The sequence below is a fragment of the Acinetobacter beijerinckii CIP 110307 genome (genome assembly GCF_000369005.1).
Taxonomy (GTDB): Bacteria; Pseudomonadota; Gammaproteobacteria; order Pseudomonadales; family Moraxellaceae; genus Acinetobacter; species Acinetobacter beijerinckii.
In genome coordinates, this window is record NZ_KB849765.1 from 949841 (window position 1) to 963936 (window position 14096).

Below are 14096 nucleotides of genomic sequence, written 5' to 3' on the forward strand. Positions count from 1 at the left end.
GACGTTTAAACAACAACAAGGGCTTGTCACAACGCCTTCATCCACATAGCATACAAAATATTGACGATAACAATGATTTTGGATGACTCGCTGAAATGACCAGCCTTGCACATCAAGCAACAGAAAACCGATCCGTAGCTGAATTCACAGAACAAGCTTATTTAAATTATGCCATGTACGTGATTATGGATCGTGCATTGCCGCATATCAGCGATGGTCTAAAACCTGTACAGCGCCGTATCGTCTATGCGATGAGCGAGTTGGGCTTGAAATCGACAGGCAAGCCCAAGAAGTCAGCACGTACTGTAGGTGATGTATTGGGTAAATACCATCCACATGGTGACTCAGCCTGTTATGAAGCCATGGTGTTAATGGCACAGCCATTCAGTTACCGTTATCCATTGATTGAAGGTCAAGGCAACTGGGGTTCACCAGATGATCCGAAATCATTTGCTGCAATGCGTTATACCGAAGCCAAATTGTCTGCTTATAGTGAATTATTACTGAGCGAACTTGGACAGGGTACTAGCGAATGGCAAGATAACTTTGATGGTTCGATGAAAGAACCGATTACTTTACCTGCACGTATTCCCAATATTCTGCTCAACGGCACAACGGGTATTGCCGTTGGTATGGCAACGGATATCCCACCGCATAATTTACGTGAAGTGATTAAAGGAACGATTGCTTTAATTCGTAATCCTGAAACTACTGATGAAAAATTAGCAGAATATATTCCAGCCCCTGATTTACCAACCAAAGCTGAAATTATTACCCCGCCAGAAGAATTATTAAAAATTCAAACGACTGGACGTGGAAGTTACCGCGCACGTGCAGTGTACACGGTAGAAAAAAATGAGATTGTGATTACTGAACTGCCTTATCAAGTTTCAGGATCAAAAGTCGTCACTCAAATTGCAGATCAAATGATTGCGAAAAAGCTACCTTTGGTGGCTGATATTCGTGATGAATCCGATCATAAAAATCCAACACGCTTAGTTATCGTACTGCGTTCTAATCGTGTGGATGCAGAAACGGTGATGAGTCATTTATTTGCGACGACTGATTTAGAATCGAGTTATCGTGTCAATCTGAACATGATCGGGGCAGATGGTCGCCCACAAGTCAAATCGATTCGCCGTATTTTGTTGGAATGGATTGAGATTCGTAAGCAAACCGTGACGCGCCGATTGCAATATCATCTGACTAAAATCGAAAAGCGCTTACATATCTTGGCAGGTCTTTTGATTGCCTACTTGGATATTGATACCGTGATTCGAATTATTCGAGAGGAAGATCAACCAAAACCTGTACTGATGCAGCATTTTGGGATTGATGATATTCAGGCTGAAGCAATTTTAGAGCTCAAGCTTCGTCATTTGGCTAAGCTTGAAGAAATGGAAATTCGCCGTGAGCAAGAGGAATTGGAAGCAAAAGCCGCGATTATCCGTGAGCAATTGGCGAATCCTGAATCATTGAAAAACTTAATTATTGGTGAGTTAAAAGAAGACGCGAAAAAGTTTGGTGATGATCGTCGTTCACCAATTGTTGCTCGTGCTGAAGCTGTGCAAATCAAAGAACAAGACTTAATGCCAGCAGAAACGGTAACGGTTGTTTTATCAGAAGCAGGCTGGGTGAGAGCTGCCAAAGGTGGTGATGTCGATGCTGCGAATTTAAACTTTCGAGCAGGCGATCAGTATCTCAGTCATGCCGTTGGAAAGACCAATCAGCGTGTCTATTTCTTGGATGAAACAGGTCGAAGCTATGCCTTGCCAATTAGCAGTTTGCCTTCTGCGCGAGGTCTGGGCGAGCCTTTAAGCTCGAAACTTGCACCAGCCAGCGGCGTATCCTTCATTCAAGTATTTATTGAAGATGATGCGACTGAGCTTCTTGCAGTCAGTTCAAAAGGCTATGGGTTTAAAACACAGGCAACTCAACTCGATACAAATGCTAAGGCAGGTAAAGCATTTCTAACGGTTGGCGATAAAGCGACAGCAATGCCATTAATCCCGATTCAACAAGCAACACATGTAGCGATCTTGAGTTCTGTGGGTCGATTACTGATTGTGGATTTAAATGAGTTACCTGTATTAAATAAAGGTAAAGGTAACAAGTTGATACAACTTGATGAAAAAGAGCAAATTATATCCATGACAACCTTGAATTTAGATGAAATAATCCAAGTCGCTGCAGGACAACAGCATCTAAAACTGAAAGGGGATGATCTCCAAAAATATATAGGAAAAAGAGCAACAAAGGGGCAACTTTTACCACGGGGATATCAAAAAGCAAATAGACTCCTCATTCAGAGATAGGGCTAGTATTCTGTAAGATAAATACGTTATATATGTGAATGTATGCATATTGTTTGAATACATTGACAAGGCAATTCAAATATTTAAAAAAAATGTGTTGTCATGGAAGTAACGTTGTTACATTTTTAAGGATTACCACTCGGAGATAATGGCATTATGGAAAAGATTTGGTTTGCTGAATACCAAAAGACAGGAATTCCAGAAACAGTTGCACTGCCTGCTGAAAACACCTCACTTGTTGATATTTTTGAACGCAATTTCCAAAAATTTGGTTCACGTGATGCCTTTATCTTCATGGATAAAGTTTTAACGTATAATGAATTAGAAGTCGCTAGTCGTAAGTTTGCTACATACTTACAAAGCTTAGGTTTGGCGAAAGGAACACGTGTAGCGGTGATGATGCCGAACGTATTCCAATACCCAGTGGTTGCTTTAGGGGTGTTTCGTGCAGGTTTAGTACTTGTAAACGTAAATCCACTCTATACAGCACGTGAACTTGAGCATCAATTGAATGACTCTGGTTCTGAAGCTCTAGTGATCATCGAAAACTTTGCAACCGTTTATCAAAGCATCATTGGTAAAACACCAGTGAAGCACGTTATTGTTGCAACTGTGGGTGATATGCTCGGTACTTTAAAAGGTACGATCGTAAACTTTGTACTACGCAAAGTACGTAAGCAGATTCCATCGTGGAATATCCCTGGACATGTTAAGTTTAATACTGCATTAAACAGCGCAAATCCAAGTAACTATAAGCGTCCAAGCTTAACTTTAAGTGATACTGCTGTGCTTCAATATACAGGTGGTACAACAGGTGTTTCTAAAGGTGCTGAATTAACGCATCGTAACCTAGTATCAAACTTATTGCAGTGTGATGGTATCTTCTCAAGTAAGTTCGGTACGGGTGATGGCGCTAAAGATGATCGTATTGTCTGCGCATTACCGCTTTATCATATCTTTGCATTCATGGTGTGTGCGCTTTACGGTATGTATAAAGGTCAAGCCAATATCTTGATTCCTAACCCTCGTGATCTACCAGCAGTTGTTGGCGAGTTGCGTAAATATAAACCATCATTCTTCCCAGCAGTAAATACATTATTTAATGCGTTAGTGAACAATGAAGAGTTTAAGCAACTTGACCATAGCAATCTTAAGATGGCAATGGGTGGTGGTATGGCAGTATTGCCTTCGACTGCAGCTGCTTGGAAAAAAGTAACGGGTACAATCATTATCGAAGGTTATGGTTTATCTGAGACTTCACCTGTTGCAACAGCAAATCCGCCAGCAACAACTGAGTTCAGCGGCACAATTGGTATCCCATTGCCATTAACTGAAGTTGTATTACTTGATGATGATGGTAATGAAGTTGCTCAAGGCGAACAGGGTGAAATCTCAATCCGTGGTCCTCAAGTAATGAAAGGCTACTGGAATCGTGCTGATGAAACTGAAAAAGTGATGACTAAAGATGGTTTCTTCCGTACGGGTGACGTTGGTGTGATGGACACACGCGGTTACTTCAAAATTGTAGACCGTAAGAAAGATATGATCTTGGTATCTGGCTTTAACGTTTATCCAAGCGAAATCGAAGAAGTGGTTGCGAAGCATCCAAAAGTATTGGAAGTGGCTGCGATTGGTGTTCCTGATGAAAAATCAGGTGAAGTACCAAAACTATTTATCGTGAAGAAAGATCAGTCTTTAACAACTGAAGAAATCTTAGCGTATGCAAAACAAAACTTAACAGGTTATAAATGCCCACGTTATGTAGAGTTTATGGATGATTTACCAAAATCAAACGTAGGTAAAATCTTACGTAAAGATTTACGTAAACCTGCTTAAGAATCCCTCTTAGCCTCCTGAAAAAGGAGGTAATAAAAAGCGCCGCAATTGCGGCGCTTTTTATTTGTATTTATTTAGATTTATTGGATTTCATCAACCAACGATCAATATACGGTCGACCGATACCCACAATTCCTACAAACACCACCATGGTTGCAAGTTGAAATCTTAAACGTGTTGGATCAATGCCATTAAAACTAAAATAGTTATCTGCAACAGCATAAACAACAATAACGGTTAACCAATGCCAAAGTGTTAAATGTTTAATCCCAACTGCATAAAAGGCAATCGTTAAAATAACGAAAGTACCTAAGGTCGATTGCCAATTTAAATTGGCACAAATGACACTCAGTAGAAAAGCCATGATTGGCAATACAACTTTAAGTACACGATTGACAAGAAGCTGATGTTGCTGCTGTTGAGCAAGTACATCAAACATTTCTTTTTGATCTTGTTGAGACATAGCTAGGCCTAATGCTGTTTGGAAAACACAACTTCTACACAAAGAGAGGGTGTAAAATAAACGCTTGTTGAACAAGCACTAATGAAACTTCAAAAAATTATAAGATATGATAGCATGATCAGAATAACTTCAAATGATGGATATCAACATGCAAGGTATTAGCGGCATTATATTGATTATTATCGTCGCATGTTTGTTGCCTTACGTATTTACCTTGATTGCAAAATCTAAAGGTGGTTTTCAAGCAAAAGATAATCAAAATCCACGCGAGTTTTTAGCTAAAACGACAGGCTTGGCAGCACGTGCAAATGCTGTACAACAAAATAGTTTTGAAAGCTTACCTTTATTTATCGCTGCGCTTTTGATGGCAGAATATATGGTTGTTCCAGAGCGATTTATTCTTACGTTAGGTTGGGCTTATATTGTATTTCGAGTGATTTATGGCATTTGCTATTTAGCTAACTTGGCAACTTTGCGTTCAATTATTTGGTTTTTTGCCTTACTTTGTCCAATTTTCTTATTGGTGATCACGATTAAAATGGTTTAGCTTACCTCTCAGTATAAAATTCATTGAGCCTCAGCATATCTAGCATCATTTTCATCGTATTCACGTTATAATCGTTCGGACTTAAATTTGACTTCACAATTTACGAGTGTTGATATGAGCTATAGCAATATTCCTGCGGGTAAAGACGCACCAAATGACATTTATGTGATCATTGAAATTCCTGCAAACGCTGCACCAATCAAATATGAAATCGATAAAGATTCAGATGCATTATTTGTAGATCGTTTCATGGGTACAGCAATGTTTTACCCAGCTAACTATGGTTATGTGCCAAACACATTATCTGAAGATGGTGATCCATTAGATGTACTTGTTGTAACGCCACACCCTGTTGCTGCTGGTTCAGTGATTCGCTGCCGTCCAGTAGGTAAGTTGAATATGGAAGATGATGGTGGTATCGATGCGAAACTCATCGCTGTTCCACATGAAAAATTATCACCATTGTATAAAGACGTTCAAGAATATACAGATCTTCCACCGTTGCTTATCAGCCAAGTTGAGCATTTCTTTGCACACTATAAAGATTTAGAGCCTGGTAAATGGGTAAAAATCAGTGGTTGGGAAAATGCTGCTGTTGCGAAAGAAGAAGTATTGAAAGCAATTGAAGCTGCTAAAAAGTAATTTAGTCAGAATTTAGCCAGCGTTTATATGATGTATAAATCTAGGCTAATAAAAAAAACCTCCATTCGATTGAATGGAGGTTTTTTTATGACTTGATCCGTGAATTAGAAGAATTTCACAGGAATATCAAGCCAGATACGCCATTCATTCGTATCACCGATATAACCTGATTGGTATTCATCGCTAGCACGGTAGTAAGAGTGACGTAAACGTAAGCTTGCATCTTTAGCAAAACCAGATTGAACTGTATATTTTACTTGGTTAAAGAATTCACGTTCAGTTGCATTGTCTGCTGTACGTACACGAGCTACAACAGTATTGCCAGATTTAACTGCAGCATTGGTATCAATATCCCAACCATATACAAATGCAGTGGTCCAACTTAAGCCAGGAACACCAAAGCTGCCGAAGTCTAGACTGTATTGTAGTTGAGCTGATTTTTCACCATTACCAATGAAGTCAGAAAGATATGAGTTTGGCATGTAAATCGTTTGATGACCATCACCAACACCTTTACCTAAACCATAGTCATAACCTGCATTACCGCTGTTCTGTTGGTAAGCAACCATTACGTTATGTGGGCCAGTATTATATGTGGTTGAAATCGCCCAAATTGAGTTTTGGTATTTATCATCTGCTGAACCAATGTACGAGTACAAGCTGTTATTAGCCTGACGATCCCAATCAGTGTGATAACCACTGAAATCGTAAGTCAAAGAACTTTTATTCGCTAATGCTTGCTTGTAGTTCGCATTTACATAGTGGCGCTCTAAACGATCTTTAATATCTGTACCGTAGTATGCTGTATTTAATTGATCATTTACTTTGTATTTCGCACCCCAAACTACTGCACGGTCTAATTTATTACCGTCAGAATTAATTTGGTCAGAGTACTGGTTTTTGGTGAATTTACCGACAGTAACTTCTAAACCTTCAATTTCGCGGCTATTCGCTAAAAAACCTTCAAAATATTCTGGTACTAGACGTGCCGTGTTACTTGCAAGTACTGGTAAATCTAAGATTTGCGTACCGTAAGTTACAGTTGTATTCGATACACGTGCCTTAACAAAACCGCCACCACGTGCCCAATGGTCATATGCTGAGCCATCTGGGTGTTTTGGAATCATGCCGTTACCAGCATTATTGTTTGAACCAAGTTTAAAAGAGGCATCACCAATGATACCAGCACCAAAGCCAACAACACCTTGAGTAAAACCAGAATCTAATTTTACCATCGCCGTTTGTGCATATGAGCTAGTGTCTTCGACACCATTTTTCTTGTCACGACTTAAATAACCAGTACGGAATAAAACTGTTCCACTGGCATCTTCAACAAATCCTTTTGCTTCGCTTTGTTCGCTTGCATATGTTGAGGAGATCAATGCGGCATTAATCAAAACCGCTAATGTTAGTTTCTTTGCCTTTGGCATAGGTAGCCTCATAATAAATAAAATCAATTTCGGTCAGAATCGAAATTTTGACCAATTGTATAAGTTATACATAAAAAAGATAGATTTTTATTAAATTATTTTAATCATTTTTACACAATTTTTTGCTAACATTTTATGATTTATTTATCGTTTAAAATTGAATCTTATTTTAATTAAAACTATGATTTTATTTGATATATTGTTATATTTACAATGTAATATATATTGATTATTTTTTAGTTAAATTTCATAAAAATACGTGATTTGTTCTTTTTTTTTCTCTTTAATTTTAAGTATTTATTTTTTCTTTGGTTGAAAGATGAACATCTGATTTGCAAAAAATTACATCCCGACGAATGACACTAATTGGGGTACAGAAAACGAACCATCTATTCAGCAAAAATTAAGTTTCATTTTTGCACTTTTAATGAGCATATGTAGCATGCTTAGCTTATTTATTTGTTATTAAAAGAATTGATTAAATTTTAGAAAGGATTATCGCCTTATTTTTGTGCAAAAAAAATCCATAAATACCATAGTGCATCTTATTGACTCATAAAAATAATTGTATTGCTAAATTTCCTCTGTTTAGAGCACATCTATATGGCGTTAAGAGCACTCTTATTGAACAGAATCTATATTGGATAAGGTTTTCTCATAGTTGGCACGGCATTTGCTAATTAAAAAACGATGCAACTTAAAACATAAATCAGTCGAATATCCATCATGGGGGAGATCAATATGATGAAATTTGCATGTAAAGCGATCGCGTTGAGTATTTTTGCTGTGACTTCGACTTTTGCTATGGCCGAAGAAACAACTCCTTTATCTCAGTATGGTCTTAGCTTTTCAGGTAGTGCTGCGCTGACTTCGGATTATCGTTTCCGTGGTATGACGCAAACAGAAAGTGATCCAGCCGTTCAAGGTGGTTTTGCTTTAACTCATTCATCTGGTCTATATGCTGGTGTATGGGCTTCAAATGTAAGTTTTGGCGAAGCTCATCTTGAGTTAGATCCTTATGTGGGATATGCAACAGAATTACCTTTTACTGGTAAGCCAACCTTAGATGTAGGTTTATGGTATTACGGTTATCCAAGTTCGTCTGACATTAATTGGTTAGAGCTTTATGCAAAATTAGGGTTTAAAGATTTAGTGACATCAGGTGATAGTCTTTTAGCTGCTGTTAACTATACCAATGACTGGGGTGGTACTGATGAAAATGCTTGGTATTTGAACGCGACTTATAATATTCCATTTGCTGATACAGGTTTTGGCGGTGTTGCAAGTGTTGGTTACACGAAAGTAGATAACTATGACTTTAGTGATAACGGCAGTAAAGATGATAACTATGTTGACTGGAAAGTTGGCGTAACATATAGCGTTAAATCAGTTTCAGGTTTAACTGCTGAATTAGCAGCGGTTGGCACTAATATTGATGCAGATTTTCAACCATATAAACGTGGTGTAGAAACAGGCGCAGTATTTACGCTAACTAAAACATTCTAATCATTTTTGATTAATCAAAAAGCCAGCGACTTCGCTGGCTTTTTTCTTGCCATTTCATAATTTATTGAATTGCAATATTAAATTTTATAATGCTCCAGAATGAACGCTTTTGCGCTACTTTGGTTAGATAATCAGAGGTGGTTATTTTTAAAATGATAAATAAAAAATACAATCAAACTTGTTAATATAAATATTTGTTTTTATTAAATAAAATAATTTATATTGATCGCTTAATTATGGCACAGCATTTGCTAAATACCTAATGACGCAATTTAAAGTTAAATCAATTGAATATCTAAATAATGGGGGAGATCAATATGATGAAATTTGCATGTCAAGCGGTTGCTTTAGGGGTTATGGTTTCAGCAACATCTTTAACAATGGCAGAAGATAATAAATTACCATTTCCAGGAACAATTACTGGCAATGTGAATGTTGTATCGAGTTATAACTTACGCGGTATGACAAATTCACCAGAAAGTGACACACCTGCTGTACAGGGTGGTCTTGATTATACACATGATAGTGGTTTCTATTTGGGTTATTGGTTTTCAACATTGACGGCTGCATATGCAGATTTTAATACTTCACCAACATATGAGAAAGAAGATAAGAAGTCATTTGAAAACGACTTTTATGCAGGTTATAAAGGTAAAATCACTGAAGATCTTGGTTATCAAGTCGGTGGAACAGTTTATTACTATTATCCAGGTTGGGAATCGACAGGCTATGAAACCATTTTAGGATTAAGTTATAAAGATTTTAGTATTACTGCGCAGACTTTATTAAATAATGTGACCTTCGGTAATAAAGGTGATACCTATTTCTTGGCAACTTATGCACCAAAATTAGCAGGTGGATTTACAGGTAAAGCACAAGTCGCAGCTTATTATTATGGCGATGATGATGAGTATTTAACTTATCAAGCAAAAGCAGGTGATATCACCAAAACTGATTTTGCATTTCGTCATGCTACTTTAGGTTTATCGCATCCTTTAGGTGAAACGGGAGCAACGTGGGGCCTAGATTATATTTTTGGCGGTTATACACGTGATGAAGCTAAACAGAAGAATAAAGTTGTTTTAGCTTTAGGTTATGCCTTCTGATTCTAAAAAATTAAAAGCGACCTAAATGGTCGCTTTTTCTTAAGACTGCTGTCCTCGATATGACAAGGCTTCGGTTAAATGGCTACTACTGATGAATTCACTTTCAGCTAAATCAGCAATCGTTCTAGATACCCGCAGTACCCGATGATAGGCACGAGCTGATAGATTTAGGCGCTGTTGCGCGAGTTCAATAATCTGGGTTGAGCTGTCATCTAAAAGTGCATATTGCTCTAACAATTTTGGCGATAGTGCCTGATTTAAACATTGTTGTCTTTGAATTTGACGCTCATATGCATTGATAACACGGTGTCTTACCGTAGTTGAGTTTTCCGCAGGTGTCCGATCTTGTAATTCTTGCGCTTGTAAAGGTGAAACATCAATATGTAAATCAATACGATCTAGTAAGGGTCCTGAAATTCGATTTTGATAACGTTGAATGCTGTCTGGTGAACATTGGCAACGACTGTCTTGATTAAATGCATATCCGCAAGGGCAAGGATTCATCGCTGCGATAAATTGAAAGTTTGCAGGGAATGTCATTTGTCTAGCCGCACGTGAAATAATGATTTCTTTAGATTCAAGCGGCTGGCGGAGAACTTCTAAAACTTTTCGATCAAATTCAGGTAGTTCATCTAAAAATAAAACACCTAAATGCGCCAAAGTTATTTCACCTGGTTTGGGTTGTGAACCGCTGTTATTTACAAAGAACTATGCGACAATATAAGCTAGGGTCAAAGACTTAGACCACCTTTTATAAAGAACTATGCGACAAATTTTATAAAGAACTATGCAACGGAACCTAGAATGAACAATCAATCATGCGACACCGTTAACATCGTACCAGCTCGAAGAAAAATTGGTAATACACGTATCAGTGTATCTGGTTTATATCCTTTTAAAAAAGATTCCGCAGTTGCCTTTGAATCAACTCTTGAACGGGATTTCCTTATTCGATTAGAGGTTGATCCCAATGTTCTTGCTGTTGAGTCTCAACCATTTACCATTGAGTATTTTGATAATGGACAGAAACGAGTTTACACCCCTGACTACCTAGTAACTTATAAGCATAATGATTTTATTCCATTTATTGCACCTAAACTGGTTGAAGTAAAACCTACAGATGAATTGCAACTTAATTTGCATCTATGGAAAGCTAGATATCGTGCTGCCATGAGGGTATGCAAAGAAGAGGGTTGGAAATTTCATATTGCACATGAGGGGCGTATTCGGGACCAGTTATGGTCGAATGCCATGTTTTTACAAAAGTACCGAAAGATGGAATTTCCCCCTGCTGATTCAAAGCACTTATTGGATTATGTGAGAGATCGAGGAGCAGTAACTTTTGAGACTCTATTAGCCAGACATTTTCTTGGAAAATGGGACAGAGCCAATGGAATTAGTCAAATCTGGTATTTAGTTGCTCATGGTTATCTGGTTTGCGATTTAAGTATGCCTTTACAGCCATCTACTGAACTTTGGGTAAATGGGAGTTGTCATGAATGATAGACGTGTGAATATCAAAATAGCTGCTGGGGAGCCGGTTCAGATAAAAGGGATTCCCCATACGATTATTGAAGTCATTGACCTAAAATCGGTTTTTGTTGAAAACAATAATACTGGCAGGAAAAGTATCGCGGCTATCAGTGAATTAAGGCCATCAATAGCTGTGGAACAGTATGAAGATCTAGAGCTCATCGCTGATAAAGACTGGATTGAGGCTGAAAGACGTTTCAACATCATCCGACCTTTCATTGAGGGAGGCGTGAGTGGTCGTAAGGAAGTAGAGTTACGAGCCCAAGAACATGATATTAATCCAGCCACTATCTATAGATGGTTAAAAATCTATAAGGCATATGGAACTATTGATGGATTGCGGCCCAGAAAAGAGGGATTGCCACAAGGCAAGAAGATAATTAATAAACATGCTGAAGCAATCATTGAAAAAGCCATCAAGGATTTATACCTAACTAATCAAAGAATAAGTGTTCAAAAAGTTGTACTTGAAGTGAAACGCTTATGTCATGAATACCATATCCTAGAGGTGCCTCATGCCAATACAGTAAGAAATCGTATTGCAGCGATTAGCCAGAGAGACTCTCTTCGTAAGAGGGGACATAAGGAAAAGGCCGATAACAAATTTACACCTGCCGCAGGGAAATTCCCTCATGCTGATTATCCACTTGCCGTCGTACAGATTGACCATACGCCTGTTGATCTTATTCTGGTTGATGATTTTAGCAGGTGTCCTATAGGACGACCTTTTCTTACGTTGGCAATTGATGTGCGTTCAAGGGTAGTTGTGGGATATTACTTATCATTAGATGCCCCCTCTGTTATGTCTATTGCAATGAGCGTTTCTCAAGCTGTACTGCCCAAAGAGAAATGGCTAGCTTCGCGCAAGATTCAAGCTGAATGGCCTGTCTGGGGAATTATGAACACCATTCATGTCGATAATGGACCTGAGTTTCACTCAGAAACTTTCAGAAATGCTTGTATGGCACATGATATTCGTCTGGAATACCGACCAGTTAAAAAACCACGTTTTGGCGGGCACATTGAACGTTTGATGGGAACATTTGCAACCGATATTCACGCAGTTCCAGGAACAACTTTTTCAAATATTTTTGAAAGAAAAGGCTATAACTCAGATGCGGAAGCAGTTTTCACATTCTCCGAATTTGAGGACTGGCTGATTGATTTTATCTGTAATGTTTACCACAAAAGGAAACACTCTGCTTTAGGTACTTCTCCACTACATGCTTTTGAGTTAGGTATCTTTGGTGATAAAAACACGTTAGGTTCTGGGGCTGCTAGATTGCCTGCAAATGATCATAATTTCTTTCTTGATTTTCTACCAAGTTTTGAAAGGACGATTCAAACAACAGGTGTAACAATTGATGGTCTTGCTTATTATGCTGATGTACTAAGAGGTTGGATTAATGCTGTAGACCCTGATAATCAAAAGGAAAAACGTAAATTTATCTTTAGGCGTGATCCAAGAAATATTAGTGAGATATGGTTCTTTGATCCCGAAATCAAAAATTATTTTAAGGTTCCTTTAGCGGATCAAAGTATTCCACCATTTAGTATTTGGGAACACAAAAAGATTCAGGAACTGAAAAAGGAAACTGGCGAATATCTAAAAGATCATGAACTTGGACAGGCTCTAGCTAAACTTCGGGAGCGTGTTCAGGAGGCAAGTACTAAAACTCGACGGGCTCGCAGATCACATCAGCGCAGTACCCAACATCAACAGAGTGTTAACCCTGCTTCAATTCAGGGCAAAAAACCTCAACAAGAGAGTACGATTTTGGAGCAACAGCTTGAAAACGTATATGGTTTATTGCCTCTCGATGAGCTGGAAAATGATGAGGATATTTCATGAGTAACTATTCACATGTTTTTCAAGAGTTTCGCCCTATTGTGGAACAGTCTAATGAGGACAGACTCTACTTCCTGGAAGAGGACCGATGGATTGGGTATCCAGCAGCCAATGACTTGTTAGACCAATTGAAAGGATTCCTGACACTTCCTAAGCGGAGCCGTATGCCCAACTTACTGGTATTGAGTAAGCCAAATAATGGTAAAACCTCAATTATTAACCAGTTCTTTAAGCTGTATGGGGAGGGTTATGTCAATGCAGAAAATAATGCAGTAAAACCTGTAATCATTGTACAGGCACCTGTTTCCCCTGATGAAAAAGCTCTGTATATGGCTATTCTTGATAAGTTCTGGGTTCCTTTTCGAGAAAGAGATCCCGTTGCGAAGCTACGTTACCAAGTGGTCCATTGCCTTAAACTTTATGAGGTAAAGCTCCTCATTATCGACGAAATGAATTCTCTATTATGTGGCAGTCCGATTAAGCAAAGAACAGTAATGAATGCGATTAAGTATTTGTGTAATGAAACACAGATACCCATTGTTGGGTTTGGTACAGAAGAAGCAATTAGTGTTCTGCGTACTGATCCACAGCATGTCAGCCGTTTTCGTGTGGTTAATTTGCCCTTATGGAAACTAGATAAAGACTTTCAAGCTATGGTAAATAAATTTGAGAAAGTTCTTCCCCTCAAACAGGCTTCAAAACTGGCTGAACCAGCAACAGTAAAATATCTGCATGATATTACAGATGGAAACTTAGGTAATCTGCGAACGATTTTACGGGACGCCGCAAAGAAAGCTGTTGTTTCTGGTCAGGAGTTTATCGACCGTAGCTTGCTAGAAAGTGTGAAATAAGCAATGTGGAGGACTAGG

The 14096-nt window shown here is 38.3% G+C and carries 11 protein-coding genes and 1 pseudogene; 9 read left to right on the forward strand and 3 right to left on the reverse strand.

Going from position 1 to position 14096, the window contains the following annotated elements; all coding sequences use genetic code 11:
- Positions 1-95 precede the first annotated feature (95 nt).
- Positions 96-2315 (forward strand): DNA topoisomerase IV subunit A, encoded by a 2220-nt coding sequence (gene parC / locus F933_RS10030; protein ID WP_005060871.1) that lies wholly within the window; start codon positions 96-98, stop codon positions 2313-2315.
- A 156-nt stretch (positions 2316-2471) separates the two neighbouring features.
- Complete coding sequence (locus tag F933_RS10035) at positions 2472-4151, forward strand: long-chain-fatty-acid--CoA ligase (RefSeq protein ID WP_005060873.1); 1680 nt, start codon at positions 2472-2474, stop codon at positions 4149-4151.
- Between the two features lie 70 nt (positions 4152-4221).
- Here the strand turns inward: F933_RS10035 and F933_RS10040 are convergent, their stop codons facing one another.
- Complete coding sequence (locus F933_RS10040) at positions 4222-4614, reverse strand: hypothetical protein (protein ID WP_005060875.1); 393 nt, start codon at positions 4612-4614, stop codon at positions 4222-4224.
- 148 nt (positions 4615-4762) lie between these two features.
- Here F933_RS10040 and F933_RS10045 point away from each other — a divergent pair, with 148 nt between their 5' ends.
- Together F933_RS10045 and ppa are read left to right on the forward strand one after the other, a co-directional pair.
- Entirely contained in the window at positions 4763-5161 is a 399-nt protein-coding gene (locus F933_RS10045; RefSeq protein ID WP_005050796.1) for an MAPEG family protein, read from the forward strand.
- 114 nt (positions 5162-5275) lie between these two features.
- Complete coding sequence (gene ppa, locus F933_RS10050; protein ID WP_005060879.1) at positions 5276-5803, forward strand: inorganic diphosphatase; 528 nt, start codon at positions 5276-5278, stop codon at positions 5801-5803.
- A 104-nt stretch (positions 5804-5907) separates the two neighbouring features.
- Here ppa and F933_RS10055 read toward each other — a convergent pair whose 3' ends face one another.
- Complete coding sequence (locus F933_RS10055; RefSeq protein ID WP_005060881.1) at positions 5908-7233, reverse strand: OprD family outer membrane porin; 1326 nt, start codon at positions 7231-7233, stop codon at positions 5908-5910.
- Between the two features lie 741 nt (positions 7234-7974).
- On the opposite strand from F933_RS10055, the gene F933_RS10060 reads away from it, so the two are divergent.
- Positions 7975-8739 carry a TorF family putative porin gene (locus F933_RS10060; RefSeq protein ID WP_005060883.1) on the forward strand — a complete coding sequence of 255 codons (765 nt, stop codon included), beginning with the start codon at positions 7975-7977 and terminating at the stop codon, positions 8737-8739.
- 317 nt (positions 8740-9056) lie between these two features.
- Positions 9057-9845 (forward strand): TorF family putative porin, encoded by a 789-nt coding sequence (locus tag F933_RS10065; RefSeq protein ID WP_005060886.1) that lies wholly within the window; start codon positions 9057-9059, stop codon positions 9843-9845.
- Positions 9846-9884: 39 nt separating this feature from the next.
- On the opposite strand, the pseudogene F933_RS10070 reads toward F933_RS10065, so the two are convergent.
- Positions 9885-10535 (reverse strand): annotated as a pseudogene (locus F933_RS10070) (ATP-binding protein); the annotation flags it as partial.
- A gap of 114 nt (positions 10536-10649) precedes the next feature.
- Here F933_RS10070 and F933_RS10075 point away from each other — a divergent pair.
- The 3 genes from F933_RS10075 to F933_RS10085 are packed head-to-tail and all read left to right on the forward strand — an operon-like array spanning position 10650 to position 14078.
- Positions 10650-11348, forward strand: coding sequence for a heteromeric transposase endonuclease subunit TnsA (locus tag F933_RS10075; RefSeq protein WP_001064759.1), 699 nt, complete (start codon positions 10650-10652; stop codon positions 11346-11348).
- Positions 11341-13230, forward strand: a complete 1890-nt coding sequence (locus F933_RS10080; protein WP_000999878.1) for a Mu transposase C-terminal domain-containing protein — start codon at positions 11341-11343, stop codon at positions 13228-13230. The genes F933_RS10075 and F933_RS10080 overlap by 8 nt, the downstream gene beginning before the upstream one ends.
- A complete protein-coding gene (locus tag F933_RS10085) occupies positions 13227-14078 on the forward strand; it encodes a TniB family NTP-binding protein (protein WP_000073961.1) in 852 nt (283 codons plus the stop codon). Before F933_RS10080 ends, F933_RS10085 begins: the two co-directional genes overlap by 4 nt.
- Positions 14079-14096 lie beyond the last annotated feature (18 nt).

Coding starts and splice junctions, on each gene's coding strand:
- parC (WP_005060871.1), top strand. CDS start 96: ATGACCAGCCTTGCACATCAAGCAACAGAAAACCGATCCGTAGCTGAA.
- F933_RS10035 (WP_005060873.1), top strand. CDS start 2,472: ATGGAAAAGATTTGGTTTGCTGAATACCAAAAGACAGGAATTCCAGAA.
- F933_RS10040 (WP_005060875.1), bottom strand. CDS start 4,614: ATGTCTCAACAAGATCAAAAAGAAATGTTTGATGTACTTGCTCAACAG.
- F933_RS10045 (WP_005050796.1), top strand. CDS start 4,763: ATGCAAGGTATTAGCGGCATTATATTGATTATTATCGTCGCATGTTTG.
- ppa (WP_005060879.1), top strand. CDS start 5,276: ATGAGCTATAGCAATATTCCTGCGGGTAAAGACGCACCAAATGACATT.
- F933_RS10055 (WP_005060881.1), bottom strand. CDS start 7,233: ATGCCAAAGGCAAAGAAACTAACATTAGCGGTTTTGATTAATGCCGCA.
- F933_RS10060 (WP_005060883.1), top strand. CDS start 7,975: ATGATGAAATTTGCATGTAAAGCGATCGCGTTGAGTATTTTTGCTGTG.
- F933_RS10065 (WP_005060886.1), top strand. CDS start 9,057: ATGATGAAATTTGCATGTCAAGCGGTTGCTTTAGGGGTTATGGTTTCA.
- F933_RS10075 (WP_001064759.1), top strand. CDS start 10,650: ATGAACAATCAATCATGCGACACCGTTAACATCGTACCAGCTCGAAGA.
- F933_RS10080 (WP_000999878.1), top strand. CDS start 11,341: ATGAATGATAGACGTGTGAATATCAAAATAGCTGCTGGGGAGCCGGTT.
- F933_RS10085 (WP_000073961.1), top strand. CDS start 13,227: ATGAGTAACTATTCACATGTTTTTCAAGAGTTTCGCCCTATTGTGGAA.